This is a genomic window from Candidatus Neomicrothrix sp. (genome assembly GCF_035329545.1).
In the GTDB taxonomy this organism is placed as follows: Bacteria; Actinomycetota; Acidimicrobiia; order Acidimicrobiales; family Microtrichaceae; genus Microthrix; species Microthrix subdominans.
Window position 1 is genome coordinate 44,910 of the sequence record NZ_DAOLGP010000016.1, and the last position, 17,832, is coordinate 62,741.

General features: G+C 68.8%; 15 protein-coding genes. 9 read left to right on the plus strand and 6 right to left on the minus strand.

Annotated features, from left to right (window positions below; translation table 11 throughout):
• Positions 1 to 85: 85 nt before the first annotated feature.
• The 5 genes from PKD89_RS10615 to PKD89_RS10635 all read right to left on the minus strand — a co-directional run bounded on the left by PKD89_RS10615 (position 86) and on the right by PKD89_RS10635 (position 10,524).
• Positions 86 to 2,521, minus strand: a complete 2,436-nt coding sequence (locus tag PKD89_RS10615; RefSeq protein ID WP_289011660.1) for a protein kinase domain-containing protein — start codon at positions 2,519 to 2,521, stop codon at positions 86 to 88.
• A 112-nt stretch (positions 2,522 to 2,633) separates the two neighbouring features.
• A complete protein-coding gene (locus tag PKD89_RS10620; RefSeq protein ID WP_287375690.1) occupies positions 2,634 to 3,221 on the minus strand; it encodes a hypothetical protein in 588 nt (195 codons plus the stop codon).
• Complete coding sequence (locus PKD89_RS10625; protein ID WP_324332431.1) at positions 3,221 to 4,057, minus strand: hypothetical protein; 837 nt, start codon at positions 4,055 to 4,057, stop codon at positions 3,221 to 3,223. Before PKD89_RS10625 ends, PKD89_RS10620 begins: the two co-directional genes overlap by 1 nt.
• Positions 4,058 to 4,472: 415 nt before the next feature.
• A complete protein-coding gene (locus PKD89_RS10630; protein WP_289011662.1) occupies positions 4,473 to 8,735 on the minus strand; it encodes an FtsK/SpoIIIE domain-containing protein in 4,263 nt (1,420 codons plus the stop codon).
• Between the two features lie 250 nt (positions 8,736 to 8,985).
• Entirely contained in the window at positions 8,986 to 10,524 is a 1,539-nt protein-coding gene (locus PKD89_RS10635; protein ID WP_289011663.1) for an ATP-dependent DNA ligase, read from the minus strand.
• Positions 10,525 to 10,617: 93 nt separating this feature from the next.
• On the opposite strand from PKD89_RS10635, the gene PKD89_RS10640 reads away from it, so the two are divergent.
• A complete protein-coding gene (locus PKD89_RS10640) occupies positions 10,618 to 10,950 on the plus strand; it encodes a hypothetical protein (protein WP_287375711.1) in 333 nt (110 codons plus the stop codon).
• A 14-nt stretch (positions 10,951 to 10,964) separates the two neighbouring features.
• Here the strand turns inward: PKD89_RS10640 and PKD89_RS10645 are convergent, their stop codons facing one another.
• Complete coding sequence (locus PKD89_RS10645) at positions 10,965 to 11,507, minus strand: hemerythrin domain-containing protein (RefSeq protein ID WP_289011664.1); 543 nt, start codon at positions 11,505 to 11,507, stop codon at positions 10,965 to 10,967.
• A 324-nt stretch (positions 11,508 to 11,831) separates the two neighbouring features.
• Between PKD89_RS10645 and PKD89_RS10650 the strand changes: the two genes are divergently transcribed.
• The 8 genes from PKD89_RS10650 to PKD89_RS10685 all read left to right on the plus strand — a co-directional run bounded on the left by PKD89_RS10650 (position 11,832) and on the right by PKD89_RS10685 (position 17,832).
• A complete protein-coding gene (locus tag PKD89_RS10650) occupies positions 11,832 to 12,209 on the plus strand; it encodes an NADH-quinone oxidoreductase subunit A (RefSeq protein WP_287391070.1) in 378 nt (125 codons plus the stop codon).
• Positions 12,200 to 12,718, plus strand: a complete 519-nt coding sequence (locus PKD89_RS10655; protein ID WP_287391071.1) for an NADH-quinone oxidoreductase subunit B family protein — start codon at positions 12,200 to 12,202, stop codon at positions 12,716 to 12,718. Before PKD89_RS10650 ends, PKD89_RS10655 begins: the two co-directional genes overlap by 10 nt.
• Positions 12,715 to 13,530: an NADH-quinone oxidoreductase subunit C gene (locus PKD89_RS10660; RefSeq protein ID WP_289011665.1), complete on the plus strand. Its 816-nt coding sequence runs from the start codon at positions 12,715 to 12,717 to the stop codon at positions 13,528 to 13,530. The genes PKD89_RS10655 and PKD89_RS10660 overlap by 4 nt, the downstream gene beginning before the upstream one ends.
• Positions 13,527 to 14,699, plus strand: a complete 1,173-nt coding sequence (locus tag PKD89_RS10665; protein WP_287375729.1) for an NADH-quinone oxidoreductase subunit D — start codon at positions 13,527 to 13,529, stop codon at positions 14,697 to 14,699. Before PKD89_RS10660 ends, PKD89_RS10665 begins: the two co-directional genes overlap by 4 nt.
• Positions 14,696 to 15,730 carry an NADH-quinone oxidoreductase subunit H gene (locus tag PKD89_RS10670; RefSeq protein WP_287375732.1) on the plus strand — a complete coding sequence of 345 codons (1,035 nt, stop codon included), beginning with the start codon at positions 14,696 to 14,698 and terminating at the stop codon, positions 15,728 to 15,730. Before PKD89_RS10665 ends, PKD89_RS10670 begins: the two co-directional genes overlap by 4 nt.
• Positions 15,731 to 15,968: 238 nt before the next feature.
• On the plus strand, positions 15,969 to 16,574 hold the full coding sequence (locus PKD89_RS10675) for a hypothetical protein (protein ID WP_289011666.1): 606 nt from the start codon (positions 15,969 to 15,971) through the stop codon (positions 16,572 to 16,574).
• A gap of 179 nt (positions 16,575 to 16,753) precedes the next feature.
• Positions 16,754 to 17,308 (plus strand): NADH-quinone oxidoreductase subunit I, encoded by a 555-nt coding sequence (locus PKD89_RS10680; RefSeq protein ID WP_287391076.1) that lies wholly within the window; start codon positions 16,754 to 16,756, stop codon positions 17,306 to 17,308.
• Positions 17,308 to 17,832 carry an NADH-quinone oxidoreductase subunit J family protein gene (locus tag PKD89_RS10685; RefSeq protein ID WP_287375737.1) on the plus strand — a complete coding sequence of 175 codons (525 nt, stop codon included), beginning with the start codon at positions 17,308 to 17,310 and terminating at the stop codon, positions 17,830 to 17,832. Before PKD89_RS10680 ends, PKD89_RS10685 begins: the two co-directional genes overlap by 1 nt.

The window sequence follows — 17,832 nt, forward strand, 5'->3', positions numbered from 1 at the left end:
CGGGATGATGGGCGCCCGACACGACGGGTTCCGCTCATCACGCTGCTGTTCAGCATCGGTTGGCGAGGCGGCGGTACCTCGCAGTTCAGTCCCAACACAGCGGCTCCGACACCTCGGCGGGCTGGCGGGACGTCACCACCCGAACGCAGGATGCCCCGGCTGAATCGGCGAGGACCGATGATCGTTCGGTGCCGGGGCGGAGCATCGGCCCTGGGCCGTCGATTGTTCCGCCGACGCCGGCCAGCCCCGAGGCGCTGGGACGGTCTTCGATGATCCCGCCACGTCTCGGGTAATCGTCGCGGCGCAGTACCCACGACAGGTCCGGGTCCGGATCCCCGGTGCGGATCAGCAGCAGTGTGCCGTCCGCTCGACGATCGAGGGTCAGCCCGGCGGGTGCATCGGCGCCGAGCGGGTCGGCGGGGGGTAGCCGCCGGGCGAGACCGGTCACCCGAGCCTCGGTATCGGCATCTGTGTTGGTATCTGTAGCCGAATTGGAATCGGTGGCAGGGGACGCGCGGTCGCCGATCGTCGGTCGGGGGTTGTCGCTCCGCGACGGTCCCGGGCCAGGACCCCCAAGAGCGAGGGCCCCGAGGGCGACGATCCCTGCGAGAGCGGTGGCGACCATCGTCGCCCGAAAGCGGGGACTTCGGGGACGTTGGTGGTGTCGCCGCGGAGATGGGGGATCCGAACCTGATGCGATCTGATCGGGTCGGTACAGGGCGCGCAGGGTGGCGGCTGCCACCGCGGCGCCCCCCGATGGGCGTCGGGCCGGGTCGGGCTCCAGCCACGCCATCACCCAGTCGGACAGGCCGGGCAGGCCGGCGAGCGAGGCCGGAGGCGCCTCGAGTGCCCCGGCCCGCCGCCGGGCTACCAGGGCTTCGGTCCCGTCGCCGCGGTCGAGTGGCGGCCGTCCCTCCGCCAGGTGAAACAGGGTGGCGGCCAACGCAGCCAGGTCGGCCCCTGGGCTGAGCGGCCCGCCGTCGAGCTGCTCGGGTGGGGCGTGTCGGGGTGAACACTCGGGCGCAGATGGGGCACCGGTGGGGCAGGTCAACGAGAAATCGGCCAACCGCACCAGTCCCCAGCGGTCGCGCAGCAGGTTGTGTGGCTTGATGTCGCCGTGCACCAGGCCGCGCCCGTGGAGGACGGCGAGCGCATCGGCGACCTGCGCCCCCAGCTGGGCGAGCTCGCTTGGGCTCCAGCGGCGTTCAGGGTCGAGAGCGCCCTCCGAACACCACGACAACACCAGGACAGGTCGCTCCCCGGCGACGGTCCCGTAGCATTCGATCGATGCCGGGTGGCCGGCGAGCTGAGTGAGGGCAGTCAGCTCGCGTGCCATGGGGGTTGGGCAAGGCATGGCCGCCGAAGAGCCGGCGGAAAATTCCTTCACCACCACATTGCGGGCCAACAGGGGATCGTGGGCCAGCCACACCTCGCCGTGGCCGCCCTGCCCAAGTGGGCGGAGCGGCCGCAGCCCATTGGGGAGGGGCCCGGGGGGAACGGACCGAGCCACGCCGCCGAGCACCGCTGTTGCGTCATGGTCGTGGCGAACCGGCCCCGCGCGACCCATCACCTGGCGATGCGTTCCGATGCTCGCCCGGACCGCAGCCGGCTCTGCGGGGTTCGGCGCTTCGCCGGAGAGGATTGAGCCCGCCGAGCCTCGGGCGGCCATGGCTTCCAGGGCTCGGCCGAGGTCCCCGGCGGCGATGATGTCGGGTTGGCGCCGGGTGACCGACGCCAGCAGTTCCGAGATCAACGCGACGGCCGGCTCGTGAGGCTCCGCTTCAGCCGTCCAGCTCGTGCCAACCCCCCGGCGATGACGCACATCGACAGCAGCGGGTGCGCCGTTCGGCGGCACGACTCCGAGGGCGTCGCCCAAGGTGAGGAGCAGGCCGTACACGTCGTCAGCCGGGATGGGAACGGTCCGCTCGGTGCATCGAGCGCCAAAACCGTCCAGGCGGGCCCGGCCCCAGCGATCGAGCCGGATGGCGGTGGCGTCGAGCGCCCCGTGAACCAGCGGTGGACGCAGCCGATGAGCGTCGTCGAGGGTGGCGGCCAGGGTGGCGCCGATCGTGATCAGGTCGGCGACGGGCAGCCGCGTGTCTGGCGCCTGCCCGGGTGCCAGGTCGGCCGGGGCGACCGCTCGTCCATCGGCGATGGACGGTGCCTCCCGCCCGTCGGCGCCGGACGGCGATTGGTCGGAGCCTCGACGTCGCCCGATCACACCGGCCAGCGTGGTGCCGGCCCACCCCAGGCGCACCTCGCATCGACCGCCGCTGATCGGGCGCGCCTGGTGAACCGCCACGACGCCGGGGTGGCCATCGAGACGTGCTTGGGCCCTGGCCGCCAACAGAAGCGCTTCGCCATCGTTCGACTTCCGCAGCTCCACGCTGGGATGGCCCAGCCCGCGTGCATCTTCGGGCGTTCGCCCGGCGGCGTGAGCGCTGCTCTCGGGGTGGGTGCCGCCAGGTTGTTCATCGATCAGGTCGCAGCGCCATCGTTGCCAACCCGGGCGGGCTCGCACCGCTACCGCTGCGGTAACCAAGCGCGGCGAACCATATCCCGGGGGTTGGTCCGGGGCGTCGGGGTCGTCCGGCGGGGCCGACCCAGCGGTGGTGTGAGCGATACGAATCGCTCTACCCCGCCAGCGATGTCGCCGGCTGTCGGGGAGCGGGTGAGAGTTCGGAGAGGGCCACCCGCAGCGCCTCGGCGGCTCGCTCGCCGCTGGCCCGGGCAGTCACCCGGCACTGGTGCCCCGTCGGCTCCAGCCGCACTTCGACCACCTCCAAGCGGGCGGGGTGTCGGGTGAGCCATCGAACCAGGCGCACCAGCGCTGGTTCGGGGGGCGGAGGGGACAGGCCCTTCAACAGCGACGCGTTGGCCTCGATCACGTCGATGCCGAAACGGCGAAGGCCTCGCTCGAGCAGGTGGGTTGCCTCCTCGCGGTCGTGGGTGGTCTCGACGCTGACCGGGTACGGGCCCCCGAGGTCGGACATCCACCATTGCAGTCGGTCGGCGCGACGGTCCCAGTCGTCTGGCTCGGAGCTGGCTGCGTCACCCCAGGGGGAGTGGGGATCAACCGGCGGCACCGGGCGAATGCGTCGCGTTGTCGGCGGGGCCACGCCCGCCGGAAGCGGTGGTCGAGCGTCGGGCCGACGCCGGGGCGCCACCCTCGTGCGGTCCGAGTCGGTGAGGACGGAAGCGCTCAGCAGGTGGTCGGTCATCACCGGGTTCCCTTCAGGTCGTCGAGCAACGCCAGGTCGGCCGGCTGCACCAGCTGGTGGGCAAGGGCGTGTTCGACCAGGTTCTGGCGACGGTCGTTGGCAGTGGTGCCGACCCGTCCCTGCAGGCCGCGGACGCCGTGGCGCGAGAGGCGGCCGCACAGGTGGTCGAGCTTGCGGTTGAACTTCGACAGTGTCCAGCCCAAACGCATCGCCGTCTGCCGGTTGGGCGGTAGCCGCTCCGGCTCGACGAGCGGGTCGCGCAGCCGGGGCTCCGCCAAGGCCGCCAGAAGCGCTCGCTGATCGTCGTTGAGTTCGAAGACGCCCCAGGGAACGGTGTAGTCGAGCTCGGTCTCGCCCGGTGTCGGGTCGTCGAGCGGGGAAACAGGGGCATGGGGGTCTGGGCACCGGCCCCGAAGCTCGTATCGGGTCGGTCCGGCCGCCAGCACCACCGCAAATTCGCCTGGCGACAACGCCGTCTCCACCCCGGGTGGCAGCACAACCATCGGGCGGCCGACCGACTCCAACACGCTCAGGGGCGGGTGTGGGCCCTCGTGGCGCAGCCACCAATGATCTGCCCGGTGGCGAAAACCCCCGGCCCGCCGGTGCAGGTAACGGTTGGACTCGTCGATGGTCAGTCCGGCTGCCCGTCCGAAGTCCAGATGATCGTCGGGGCCGACCAGCCATTCCTCGCCACAGAACTCAACGACCAGTGTTTGGCTGTCGGTGGACTGGTCGGGGCCGGGACCGGAGGCAGGACCGACGTCGGTGCCGATGCCCGGGCCGGCTTCCACGTCGACCTCGGATTCTGGGGGGCCGGTCGGAGGTGTCCCGGCCATGGCCGTGTGGTGATGTCCTCCGCTCCGCCGGATATCCGTGACACTTCGAGCTGACATCGTTCCGTCCCCCGGTTTTGTCCTTGAAGGTGGCCACCGGCGTCTCTCACCGGCGGCGCCTTTACGGCTCCGCCCACCGGCATCGTTCGCTCACGCTGCCCATCAATGGTTCCGTCCGTGGTCAGCGCCCCGGGTTCAAGAACCCGGCCGGGGCGTCCCGGCGCCCCGATTGACCCATCAGACCACAACGAGCTGCGTGGGTCTACGGGTCGCGCGACCCGTCGCCGGGCCTGGCACCGGCCAGCTTCACGCGGGTCCTCACCCTGGCGTCGTCCACGCACTGCTTCGCCCTGGCGTTGAACACGGGCAAACCGGTGGTCGGACAACCGGCTGAGCGCCGACTGGGGTCGAGCATCGCTCAACGGTCGGGCCAGCCCACCTGAACCGCGCGGGGTGCCTGCCCCCGTTCGAGGAGGTAGCCGCGGCCGGCACGCATGGCAAAAGGTCGGTAGCGGGGCAGATCACCCCCCAACAAGCGACCATCCTCGTCTGGTTCCGGAGCGAGCATCAGGCCTGCACCGTGACCCAGCAACGAGGTCACCACCGGGTTCCAGCGGTCGAGCGAGGCCGGATCGGCGGCCACTGCCACCAGTGGGGCGTGGCACTGTTCGTTCAGCGTCGCCAACCATCGGTCCAACGACGCCCAGTGGTCGTCGTCCAGGCGGTGTGCATCGTCGATCGCCATCATGGCTACCGGCTCGGCAGTGCCGAATCCCCCCTCTGCGTCGGGTGGGGCGCCCAAGACCCGATCCCAGGCGCCGGGTTGACCGATCGATCGACCGGGGCGGATGAGGACGCTGAGGCCCACGGTCCCAGCCGGCCGAAATGCTCTGAGCGCCTCCAGCGCAGTCGACCGTCCGCTGCGCGGGCGCCCCAGCACCCAGAACGGGCCATGGGGAGGGGTGCCTACCGGCGCGTCGCGTTCCAGGTCGATTCCGAAGCACACGCCGGTTTCGTGGGGCGCGTGCTCCGCCACCGAACGGTCCCACGACCGCAGCCGGGCCGGGTAGGTCGACAACAGCGGGGCGGCATCGGGATGGTCCCGCCGGACGGGCCGGGCCGGGCCGGGGTCGATGTCCGGCGCCATCCAGCGGAGCTGAACGAGCGGGCCCTCGGTCGGGTCGGACTCGCCGCCCAACAGGTGGGGCTGTGCGGTCACCAACCGGGCCCGACCCGGCGGCTGGCCGGCGGCTGGAGGCCGGTCGAGGCCGAGGTCCGGCTCGGCCTCCGCCCCTGCAAGGGCCAGCACCTCGGTGCGGGAGCTACGAACCTCGGGGGGGAGGGCTCCGGCCCGATCGGCGCTGATCGCTGCGGTGAGGCCCCGGCCGCGCGCCGTTCGAACCAGCTCGACCAACCGGGCGAACCAGCTCGACGTACCGGCCTGGTCGGCTCGATCCCAGATGCCCTCCCAACCGTCGATGATCAGCACCCTCGGTGTCATGGCTGGGTCGGTCTCCAGCCACCACAGCAGCCGAGCCATGCGTTCGTCGTCGCGTACGGGCACGATCGCACCCAGCGAGACCTGCGGATCCGTCCCAACCGTCGCACCGTCGAGCCGGGCGAGCGACCCACCCCCGTCGAGGCCGGTGACGGCGGCCCCGTTGCGCGCCGCCGTCATTGCCAGGGCCCGCAGGGCGGAGGTGCGCCCGGAGCCGCCACCGCCGAGCACCACCAGCACCCCGCCGGTCGGGTCGATGGTCCACAGGCCTCGTTGTCGGCGTCGTGGTAGGTCGGCGACCGCCATGGGCCAGCTTGGCGTCGTGGCGGTCGTCGGACGGGGTGGGTCCCGGCGGGTGATGGCCTCGGCGTGAACATCGGGTCGCCGGTCGACCAGCGCAGCCCAGGCAGCCCGGTCGAGAAGGGGCGGCAACGGCTCCAGCCACAGCCGCCGAGCGGCGCCGTCATGACCGGCGGCCCTGCGGGTGGAGGCGACCACGGCCTCGGCCTCGGTCCGGCCCCCCGCTGAGGGTGCAACCGTCGGACCGGGCGACGGGCGGTCCAGGGTGAGCGGTTCCACGGTTATCGGCGGCCGCTCACCCACGGTCGTTCCGGTGAACGCCACCTGCACAACCGTGGGCGTCGCTGCTCCCACCCGCATCAGCACCCGACCGGGGATGCCCACCGCCAGCCGGGCCGCTGCAGGGTTATCGAGCACATCGATCGACTCCTCAGCGTCGGCCATGCGGGCGACGAGCCGGAGGTTGGTGTTGGCTCGGATGGCGTCCGAGATGACACCGCGAGGACGCTGGGTGGCCAGGACCAGATGGATCCCCAGGCTGCGACCACGCTGGGCCAGGTCGACCAGGGCGTCGAGCACCGTCGGTGCACGCCGGGCCAACGCGGCGAACTCGTCAATCACCACCACGATCGCCGGCGGCGCTCCGACCGGGTCGTGACGTTCCATCGCTGCCAGGTTCTCCACCCCGGCCCCGTGCAGCAGCCGCAGGCGCCGGTCGACCTCGGCCTCGAGGCCCAGCCGAAGCCGCTGGGCCTCGTCGACGTCGAGGTCGGTGATCATGCCCGCCACGTGTGGCAGACGTGCGAGCGGGCCCATGCCCGTGCCGCCCTTGAAGTCGACAAGCACGAAGTTGAGCCGCTGCGGTGAATGTGCCATGGCCAGCCCGGCGACCAGGGTGCGTAACAGTTCGCTCTTGCCCGCACCGGTGGTGCCTGCCACCAGCGCGTGGGGACCGTCACGGCGCAGGTCCACGCGGGTTGGGCCGTCGGGACCCACCCCGATGATGGCGTCGAGCCCGCCCGGCTCGGGGATGCGTCCCGGTATCGAGGCGAGGGAGACGGCGGCGGGAAGCCCGGCACCCGTGCCGGTGCGATCACCGTCCCGGCGAGGCGCCAGGTGACGGGTCAGCCGGTCGAGGACGCGGTGGTCGAGGTGTTCCCAGCGCACCTGCTGGGGAACTTCTCCCGGTGCCGCTACGACGGTGGCCCGGCCGGGCCGGGAGGTGGTCACCGTTGCGCCGCAGCCCAGGGGGGTTCTTGACGGACGCCGACCCAACCACATCACGTGGATGCCCACGTCACCGAACCGGCACAGGGCGGCGAGGCGACGCAGTTCGAGTTGGGAACCGAGCTCGCCATCGAGCACGACGACGATCGGCACCTCCGCCTGACGCCGCTCACCATCGGTCTCGTCGCAACGTCGGCGACGGGCCGCACCCAGCGCGGCGAGCGATGCGGTCAATTGGTCGTGGTTGCGGGCGCCCGCCGTGCTGGGGCCGTCGAGCAGCTCGGCCGCCGAGCGGAGGTGGGGCAAGGCAGCCGCCCATCGCCACCCGGGTGCGTGACCCTCGGTGACGGCGACGGCCAACGCCACGTCCTCCGGACCGACCGCAGCGACGAGCTGCGCTACCAGCGATGCGGCCAAGAGGTGGGCATCGGGGCCGTGGATCCCGAGCGAGCCAACCTCGGCCAAATTCAATGCCGAGACAAGATCGTGACGCCAGCGCACCCGTTCGACGGCATTGGAGGCCTCGGCCAGCAGATCGGCAGGGCCGACCGACGCCAGTTCGCCGGTGACTGCGGCCCGCCCCTGAACGAGACCCAGCCGCAGGCGCAGGGCATCGGAGTGTTCGCGCCGACGTTCCCACAACCGCGCCGAGCCCGACTGTGCGGCGAGCGCCCAGTCGGAGAGAGGTGGGAAGGCATGGGCCTCCCGGCGGCGTTCCATCTCGAGCGCCGCTGCGAGGGCACGACATCGATGGGTCAGGTCCGTCCGCCACGCGGCCCGAGCCTTTCGGTCAGTCCGGCGAGCCGACCAGGCGTACTCGGTCGCCCCGGAGGCCAGCAGCAGCGGGGTGAAGAACCAGATCATGTTGCCGGCCATGCCACCGCCGAATCCGCCCCCGCTCATCATCACGATCGCAAATGCCGCGGTCAGACCGATCGACAGCCACGGCACGGTGCCCACGCCCGTGCGACGAGGGGGTTCGGCGATGTCGAGGCTGGGTGGGTTGGGGCACCACGGTGCCCGCGGCGGCCGCTGGTGGGAGCCGGGAGCATCGGCCGTCGGTCGGGTGGGCGCCACGATGACCAGCTCGCTGTCGCCCAGCCGGATCGGGTTTCCCGGTTCCACCGGCATCGAGGTGCGCAGTCGTCGACCGTCGAGGCCGATGACGCTTTCGCCGAGCGGCTCGATCTCGACGAGGGCCCGACGGCGGGTGAGGCGGAGGTGGCGTCGTGACACCGCCGGGTCGGCCAGCACCAGGTCGCAGCCCGGTGCTCGGCCCACCACAAGGGACTCGCCGAGCGGCACCCGGTGGCCTCGGTCGGGACCTCGCCGGACCGCCACCATCGTCGGTGCGACCGTCCCCTGGGACGGCTCGGTTGCGCAGTAGATCCTGACGACCTGGCCACGTCGAGGTCCACCATGGGGCAGGGTCGCCTCGGGGTCGATCACCCCGATGGCCGGATCGACCCCGACGAGCGAGCATTCGGTGCCGAGTGACGCGTCGATGTGATCGGCGTGATCGGACTGGCCTACGTGGCTGGCGAGCGCCCGGATGACTTCGGCCACGGTGGCGCCGGGCGAGTAGCCGACCCGCAGCGGTTCGGGTTCGGCATCGTCCCCCCGGTGCAGCCACAGCTCGATCCACTCGCGGTTCATCACCCGCACCCTCGCCCTCATCGGCGTTGTCGACGCAATGCAATCTCAGCGTGGCTGCGTCAGCGGGCGGATGCACTGGGTGTCGCGACCCGGGGTGAGTGATTGGCAGCATGGGTTGGTGAGCGAACCGATGCATGCCAACGAAGTCGACACCTTCGGCTACTGCCCCGGTTGGCATCAACGCCGCTCGTCGCCTGGTCGGGTCGGCACCAGTTGGAGCCGAGCACCGATGTCCGCTTGAGGCCGGACCTCAGCCCAGTTCGCGGACCGTCTGGATCGTGTCGGCCTGGTCCGGTGTCTTGTCCGGGCGGTAGCGAACCACGCGGGCGAAACGCAGCGCCACCCCGCCGTCGTAGCGGGTGGACCGCTGCACCCCATCGACGGCGATCTCGATGACCAGGCTGGGCGGCACGGTGACGACGTGACCGTCGGTCGGGTTGCCCGCCGAGCGGGCCAGGGAGCTGAGCGTGTCGGTCTGCCAGGTGAGCAGCGCGTCGGTGAGCCCCTTGAACGTCTTGCCCACCATGACGAACCCTCCGGCGGGGTTGCGTGCGCCCAGGTGCAGGTTGGAAAGCCAGCCGCGGCGGCGACCGTGACCCCACTCGGCGGCCAACACCACCAGGTCCAGCGTGTGCACCGGCTTCACCTTGCGCCAGGCGCTGCCGCGCCGCCCGGCCGCATACGCGCTGGTGGGGTCCTTGACGACGATACCCTCCTGGCCGGCGGCCAGGGCGCCCTCGTTGACGTCGGCGATCTCGTGAGCACTGGTCGCCTGTGCACCCTCGACCACCCAGCCGGCGGCACTGCGCCGCAGCGCGTCGAGGCGCTGGGTGAGCGGTGCGTCGATCAGGTCGACCCCGTCGACGTGGAGCGCGTCGAAGAAGTACGGCCGCACCGTCTCGGGTCGGGCCTGGTCGGCCGACACCCTCCCGGCGGTGTCCTGGAAGGCGACGGGCCGATTGTCGAGGTCGGTCACCAGCGCCTCGCCGTCGAGCACCAGCGCACCGCCGGGCATGTCGGCCACGGCATCGACCACGTCGCCGAGGCGATCGGTGATGTCGTTGAGGTTGCGGGTGAACACCCTGATCGCATCGGGCCCGCCAGTTGGCGATGCGCCTCGGTGAACCTGGATGCGGATGCCGTCAAGCTTGTGTTGCACCACTGCCAGACCGTCAACAGCCGCGTCCTCCCAGGCGGTGGCGGCGTCGGCGGACGACGAGGCCAGCATGGGCTGGACGGCCCGGCCCACCCGCAGCGACACCTCGCCCAGCGCTGCGGCGCCGCCAGTGAGGGCGAGCGCCACCGTGTCGTCCAGGCGGCCGCCCAGCATGGTGGCCCGGCGGAGCTGGGTGGCCGGGACGCCGGCGGCCTTGGCGGCGGCCTCAACCATCACCCCCGCCGAGGCGCCCTGGCGCAGTTCGCCTCCGAGCAACAGGGTGAGAAATCGGGCTTCGTCAGCGGTGGCCCGGCCGTATACGGCCTCGAGCAGTGCCACCCGGGCGGCACCGGAACCGGGTCCGGTCTGCGCTGCAACAGCGCTCAGCGCGACGTCCACGTCGGCGATCAACAGCGTCGGTTCGACCGCGACGGGGTGGTCGAGCGAGCCGATCGTGCGCCAACCCACGCCGATGCGGCCCTGGCGGGGTTCGCCGGTGAGAAACCCGACCGCCGGAACCACCTCGTCGGGCGCCAGAACGCCGAGCAGGCCCGCCAACAGGTCTCGCTTGGCGGATCGTCCGGACTCGGATGCCACCAGGGCAGAGGTAGCGACGACATCGGCAAAGCGCATCCCGGCAGTTTGTCAGCGCACGATGGCGCCGCCGAACGACCCGGCTGGTGGCGCGGGCCTATGGTTCAGTGACGTGCCTCTCGGCACATCCGGATGGGGATTCCTGTGATCTACGACGACGGCCGCATCGCCTGCGACGAGCACTGCGTGCACATCCGCTGGTACTACCTCTGGGGCCACAAGCGAATCCCGTACTCCTCGCTGTCGGCGGTCACCCGGCGTCGAATGACCCGGCTTCGCGGTCGATGGCGCATCTGGGGCTCGGGCGACTTCCGCCACTTCTACAATCTCGACGGAACCCGTCCGCGGAAGACCTGGGCACTCGACCTGGAAGTTGGTAAGTGGCCTATCCCGGTCATCACGCCCGATGATCCCGATCGGGTCGAGCAAATCCTCCGAGCCCGCATGCCCTCAGCAACGAGGTGAAGCCTCTCCGGGTGTCAGCCCGGAATGCTGTCGCGAATTCTGTCGATGATGCCGGCAACCAGCCCGGTCACCAGGTTGGCGGGCGGGGCGTCTGGCGAGGCCGGGTGGGGTCGGGTCGGCGCAGTTGACCGAGCCTCGTCAAGCGCGGCTCCAAGGTCGGACATGTCGTTGCGACCGAAGGTCTCGCGCATCATGGGAAAGAGGTCGTTCTCCTCTTCCTCGACGTGGTGGCGCACGTTTTCCATCAATACGGTCACCTTTGGATGGAACCGCTCGTCGGTGGGGTCCAACGTCTCGAGTTCCGCGAGGGTGATCTTGACCAGGTGGTGCTCTTCGAGACCTTCCAGGGTTTGATCCTGGGCCTCGTCGGAGAGCACCCGGGAGATCGGGTAGAACACCTGCTCTTCGATGGCGGCGTGGATCGACAACTCCTCGATGATCTGATCCACCAGTTTCCGCCGTGTCTTGATCGCCCGGTCGGTGGTGTCCTCGTACTTCTTGAACAGCTTCTCGACCTTCTCGTGGTCGTCCTTCAGCTGGGTGATGGCATCTGACATGGGCTCACGCTCCTGTGATCGCTCTGGTAGCGCCGTGGTGTACCCGACCACTTTGTTGACCAATCCTTTTGGGTGGCATCCAGCCGGGAGAATGACGCTTCGGCAACAGATACTCCGATCAGCAGGTGGCCAGCCAGCACGACCGGCGCCAGGACATCTCGTGGAGGGTGAGGGTGCTGCGGTCCGGGGCGGCGAACTCGCCGTGGCGCACCCCGCCGCCGACGTGCTGGGGACGCATTCTGTAGGAGCGAGCGCGGGCGGGCGACCTCCGGTGGCCGGGTCGTCTTTGGTGCCCCTCTCGGGCCGCAAGTAGATTGCATCATCGTGCTGGCCGCAGAATCGGAATTTCTTCGCTCATACCTGACTGCGGCGCTCATGGGCGCCGCCGGATTTGGCCTGGTTGCCCTGTTGTTGGGCATCAGCAGGCTGATTCGACCCGCCCGTGATGTGGGGGACAAGTACGTCACCTACGAGTCGGGCGTCAACCCGGTGGGCTGGGCCTGGTCGCAGAGCCAGATCCGCTACTACCTCTTTGCCCTCATGTTCGTGATCTTCGACGTCGAGGCCGTGTTCATTTTTCCCTGGGCCACCCGCCTGGAGGTGTACGGCGTCTTCGGCCTGATCGAGATGGGCGTGTTCGTTGGCGTGTTGTTGCTGGGTCTCCTGTATGCCTGGCGAAAGGGAGTGCTGAGATGGGTCTAGGCCTGGTGGAGGGCGGCAAGATTCCCAAGCCGCTGTCCAAACTGTTCAACATGTCCCGCAAGTACTCGCTGTGGATGTACCAGTGGGGCTTGGCGTGCTGCGCCATCGAGATGGCTGCCGGCATGGGTGCGCCCCGCTACGACATCATGCGCCTCGGCGTCATTCCGCTACCGGCCAGCCCCCGTCAGGCGGATCTGCTGTGCGTTTCGGGCACCCTGACCGACAAGATGTCGCCGGTGGTCAAGCGCCTGTACGACCAGATGCCCGAGCCGAAGTACGTGATCTCGATGGGCAGTTGCGCCAACACCGGTGGCCCTTACTGGGACAGCTACTCGGTGACCAAGGGCGTCGACCAGATCATTCCGGTCGACGTCTACGTCCCCGGTTGCCCGCCCCGGCCCGAGGCGTTGCTGGAAGGCGTCGTGTTGTTGCAGCAGCGCATCCAGAACGAGGACATGGGCGCCCGCTGGCGCGGCGACGCGATCACGGTCGGGGGTGAGGACCTGTGAGCACCGATGCTCCGGCGACCACCGACGAAACCTCCGACGACGAGGCAACCGAGGAGCGCGACGAGGCTCGCGAGGCGCTGGTCGCCTCCCTCCGTCACCACTTGGGCGACGCCGTCGTCGGCTCCGAGGTGCTGCCGGGCCTGGACACCCACGTCCGCCTGACCACCGAGTCGTGGGGCGAAGCGGCCCAGGTGGTTCGCTACGACCTCGGCTTCCGCTACTTCTGCTTCCTGTCGGTGCTCGACTGGCTGCCGTCGCCCTACGGGCGCTACCTCGAGACCGGATCGGAGACGCTCGAGCGGGTGTCGGCCGCCGCCGACCAGGCCGAGATCACCCCCGGCATCTGCGGCGCCGACCGTCGCTTCCAGGTGTTTGCCCGGGTGCGCAACCTGTCCACCAACGAGATGCTGTGCCTACGGGCCGACACGAGCAGCGACGAGGACCCGACGGTCCCTACCTGGGTCAACACCTACGCCGGTGCCGAGTGGCACGAGCGTGAGGCATGGGAGATGTTCGGGGTCACCTTCGATGGCCACCCCGGCCTCCGCAACCTCTACCTGCCCGGCGACTTCGAGGGCTACCCGCTGCGCAAGGACTTCCCGCTGCTGGCCCGCCTGGTGAAGCCGTGGCCCGGTATCGTCGATGTGGAGCCGATGCCCGAGCCGGAGGTTGCCGAACCGGCGAACCCCGCACTCGAAGCCCCGGTCGCCGAAGTCTCGGCCCCCGATGCCCCGGTGATTGATGTGTCTGACCCCGAGGCTTCAGCCGCCGATACATCGGTACCCGAGGCCCCGCCGGAGGGAGCGTCATGACCGCCATCACCGATCGCGAAAAGCTCAACTACGTCGCCGCGCAGGCGGCCGACGCCCGGTTGAACATCGAGCTCGAGACCGAGGGCATGACCCTCAACATCGGGCCGCAACACCCGGTTACCCACGGCACGCTGCGCATCGTCGCCAAGCTGGACGGCGAGCAGGTCATCGCCGCCGAGCCCCTCGCCGGCTACATGCACCGGGGCTACGAGAAGCTCACCGAGGTGCGCACCTACCCGCAGGTGACCACGCTGGTGAACCGCATCGACTGGCTGGGCAGCTTCGCCAACGAGGTGCCCTTCATCCTGGCCGCCGAGCAGCTGATGGAGGTCGAGGCGCCCGAGCGCGCCCAGTGGATTCGCACGATCCTCTTCGAGATGAGCCGCCTGGGCCACATGATCATGTTCCTCGGGGACATGGGCGTGCAGGTGGGCGGCCTCACCGCCATCTTCTACGCCTTCCGCGACCGCGAGTTCGTGCTCAACCAGATCGAGGCGGTCACCGGCGGGCGTTTCCACCCCAACTTCGACCGTATCGGTGGCCTGCTCGACGACCTGCCCAAGGGCTGGATTGCAGAGACCAAGCAGGCGATGGAGAAGGTCCGCTCCTTCTGCGACGAGATGGACGATCTGCTCCTCGGCAACGAGATCTTCCAGGAGCGCACCCGGGGCATCGGCGTGATCCCCCCCGATGTCGCCCTGCAGTACGGGCTGTCGGGCGCCAACGCCCGCGCCTCGGGCATCGACTGGGACATCCGGCGCGACAACAACGTCGGCCTCGTCTACGACAAGCTCGACTGGAAGGTCTGGACCCACCCCGACGGCGACAGCTTTGCGCGCTACTGGGTGCGTCTGCAGGAGACCCGCGAGGCGACGAGGATGATCGACCAGCTCTGCGACGGAATTCCGTCCGGGCCGATCATGGCCAAGGTGCCCCGCATCATCAAGGTGCCCGCAGGCGAGGCCTATGTGGCCACCGAGAATCCGCTGGGCGAGATGGGCTACCACATCGTGTCCAAGGGCGACCTGATGCCCTTCCGGGTGAAGATCCGCTCGGCGAGCTTCAACAACGTGTCGATCGCACCCTGGCTGCTCCGGGGCGTCTACGTGCCCGACATCGTCAGCATCATGGCCAGCTTGTATTTCATCCTGGGAGACATCGACAAGTGAGCATCTTCGCGCTGGAGTTGGCCTACTGGCAGCAGACGCTCATCCGGGTGCTTGCGGCCACGATCGTGGCCCTGACGCTCACGGCTGCTGCCGTGTACCTGTACCTGTTCAAGTTCGTGTCGTTCATGCAGAGCCGGTTGGGCCCGATGGAAGCTGGGCCCTTTGGCTCGCTGCAGTTGGTGGCCGAGGTTGGCAAGTGGCTGCAGAAGGAAGACATCACCCCGCGGGACGCCGACAAGCGGTTGTTCCGTCTGGCACCGTTCCTCGTGTTGGCCAGCGCGCTGTTGCTCTTCATCGTCATCCCTGCCGGGCCCAACGGCTACGTCGCCAACCTGGGCACCGGCATCTTCTTCGTGCTCGCCGTGTCGTCGGTGTCCACGATCGGTGTGCTGATCGCCGGTTGGTCGTCGGCGAACAAGTACGCGCTGATAGGTGCGCTGCGCGCCGCCGGACAGTTGATCGCCTATGAGTTGCCGCTGATCCTGGCGGTGGTCGGCGTGGTGATCCAGGCGGGCACCCTCGACATGCAGGGCATCGTGTCCGCCCAGGCCAACGGTGCGATCTTCGGGATCGATTGGATCGGCAACCCCTACATGTTCACCCAGATCATCGGTCTGGTGATCTTCCTGGTGGCCATGCAGGCCGAGCTCACCCAGCCGCCATTCGACATGCCGATCGCCGAATCCGAAGTGGTCGGCGGCTTCATGGTCGAATACACCGGCGTCCGCTTCTTGATGTTCTTCCTGTCGGAGTTCGCTGCTGCGATCGGGTTCTCGGCCATCGCCTCCACCCTGTTCCTGGGAGGCTGGGCGCTGCCGGCATCGTGGGGCATCAGCAACTCGGCGTTCCACGTCGTGGGCCCGCTGGTGATCTCCACCAAGGTGCTGATCCTGACCGGCATCGTGTTCTGGGTGCGCTTCACCTTCCCCCGCTTCCGCGAGGATCAGTTGCAGCGCCTGGCCTGGAAGTTCATGATCCCCGCAGCGCTGGTCAACATCGCAGCGACGGCCATCTTCAAAGTCGCCTTCTGAGCTGACGAGTGCGCGTCGACGCACCAATCGGGACCGTCGGCCCGTGCCGCGTGGGTGCGACCGGCGACGGCCCAGGGTCCGACCCCTCGAGGCTGAGCGAGGTCGACCACCAGCTGACGGGTCGCGCCGATGACGGCTGGCACCGGCCTGTTGAGGGGTCGATTTCCGGGCCCGGGAAAGGGGATTCAGCACCCGGCGGTCGCCTATGGTCAGCGGTTCGCAACAAGGAGGAGTCGTCGTGGGACGTACCAGGTTCGTGGTGGTTATCGGTGTGGTGGCACTCCTCTTGGGGGCCTGCGGCGACAAGACGTCGAACTCGGGCGCCGGCAGCTCCGGCACGAGCGATCGCACCAGTGAAGATCAGGCCTACGTCGATGAACTGACCGGCGCCATTCAGTCGTCCTCCGGGCAGGACGACTCCATCCCCAAGGATCAGGCCCAGTGCTGGGTGGACGACATGGTCGACGGTATCGGCGTCGACAAGATGAAGGAGGCCGGCTTCACCCCTGAAGCGATGTCCGGCAACGGCGACCAGGTGGACTTCAAGAAGCTGTCCGAGGGCGACCGCAAAGTGGTGGCCGACTCGTTCACCGAGTGCGTCGACTTGAAGCAGGTGTTCATGGAGTCGCTGGACTCCAGCGGTCAGGATCTTACGCCCGAGATGAAGGAGTGCTTCGAGGGGATCGACTGGAAGGTCATCGAGCAGAGCTTCGCCGAGATGATCCTCAGCGGTGACGACCTGGACGAGAACGATCCGGCCATGGCGCCGCTGCTGGGGTGCATGATGATGGGCCTTGGCGACATGGACATGGAGGACATGGACACCAGCACCACGATCGGCTGATTCATCACCCTCAGGGCCGCGAGTCGGCGTCGCCGTTCGACGCTACGAAGTCAAGCCGTCGTGCGGAATGGCCCGCGCGGCCCCGACCGTGAAAAGCTTACCCACCGTGATACCGCTCACCGACGCGAGCGAGCAGCGATCTGGCTCTACCGCCTGCGCTGTCCGCTGGGAGAAATGACATGCCTCCACAACCCCCACTACAAGGTTTGGTCAAGGGCCTGCGGCTCACCCTTCGCACCGCCATGGAGACGATGTTCCCGGACGGTCCACTGAAGCCGCCCTCTCCGGCCAAAGGCGCCGCCACCGTTCAGTACCCGCACGAGAAGGAAACCCCGGCGCCCCGTGCCCGCGGCGTCATCGCCCTCCACGAAGAGAACTGCACGGCCTGCATGCTGTGCGCCCGGGAATGCCCGGACTGGTGCATCTACATCGAGGGCCACAAGACGCTGGCACCGCCCCGTCGCCCCGGCGGCAAGCCTCGCTCGGTCAACGATCTCGACCGCTTCGACATCGACTACTCGCTGTGCATGTACTGCGGCATCTGCGTCGAGGTCTGCCCATTCGAGGCGCTGTTCTGGACCCCGGAGTACGAGTACTCCGAGGTGAGGATCGCCGACCTGCTTCACGACAAGGAACGACTAGGTGAGTGGTTTGAGACCGTGCCCGACTTTGAGACCTACGAGTCGGGCGCACAGGTGAAGCAGAAAAAGGTTCCCCGCAAGGAGAGCTCCTGATGGTGGCCCTTCTGGCCGAGACGGCCAGCTATGCGGTACCGGTCAACATCGTGTTCGGCTTCATCGCCGCGCTGATGTTGTATGGCGCGGTACGGGTGGTGACGACGACCAACGTGGTGCATGCCGCCCTGTGGCTGGTCGTCGTGTTGGCCGGCATGGCCGGCCTGTTCATCCTCTTACAGGCGGAGTTCCTCGCCGTCACCCAGGTGATGGTGTACATCGGGGCAATCGTCGTGCTGTTCCTCTTCGGCGTCATGCTCACCCGTACTCCGGGTGCCGAGGGGGTCGAATCAAACCGCAAGATGATCCCCTTCGGCATCGGCACTGCGGTGTTGCTGTTCGTTGTGATGGCCTACTCGCTCATCGACAGCTTTGGCGGCGATCAGGTGCGCCCGACGGCGGGTAACCCGACTCAAGAGATCTCCGACGCGATCTTCTCGACTTACCTGTTGCCCTTCGAGCTCGTGTCGCTGTTGTTGTTGGCGGCGCTGGTCGGGGCCATCGTCCTGGCCCGAAAGGAGTAG

Bases quoted from the DNA above. Each gene is read 5' to 3' on its own strand.
- PKD89_RS10655 (WP_287391071.1), top strand. From the start codon at position 12,200: ATGGGTCTAGGCCTGGTGGAGGGCGGCAAGATTCCCAAGCCGCTGTCC.
- PKD89_RS10680 (WP_287391076.1), top strand. From the start codon at position 16,754: ATGCCTCCACAACCCCCACTACAAGGTTTGGTCAAGGGCCTGCGGCTC.
- PKD89_RS10685 (WP_287375737.1), top strand. From the start codon at position 17,308: ATGGTGGCCCTTCTGGCCGAGACGGCCAGCTATGCGGTACCGGTCAAC.
- PKD89_RS10625 (WP_324332431.1), bottom strand. From the start codon at position 4,057: ATGGCCGGGACACCTCCGACCGGCCCCCCAGAATCCGAGGTCGACGTG.
- PKD89_RS10640 (WP_287375711.1), top strand. From the start codon at position 10,618: ATGGGGATTCCTGTGATCTACGACGACGGCCGCATCGCCTGCGACGAG.
- PKD89_RS10635 (WP_289011663.1), bottom strand. From the start codon at position 10,524: ATGCGCTTTGCCGATGTCGTCGCTACCTCTGCCCTGGTGGCATCCGAG.
- PKD89_RS10630 (WP_289011662.1), bottom strand. From the start codon at position 8,735: ATGAACCGCGAGTGGATCGAGCTGTGGCTGCACCGGGGGGACGATGCC.
- PKD89_RS10665 (WP_287375729.1), top strand. From the start codon at position 13,527: ATGACCGCCATCACCGATCGCGAAAAGCTCAACTACGTCGCCGCGCAG.
- PKD89_RS10645 (WP_289011664.1), bottom strand. From the start codon at position 11,507: ATGTCAGATGCCATCACCCAGCTGAAGGACGACCACGAGAAGGTCGAG.
- PKD89_RS10620 (WP_287375690.1), bottom strand. From the start codon at position 3,221: ATGACCGACCACCTGCTGAGCGCTTCCGTCCTCACCGACTCGGACCGC.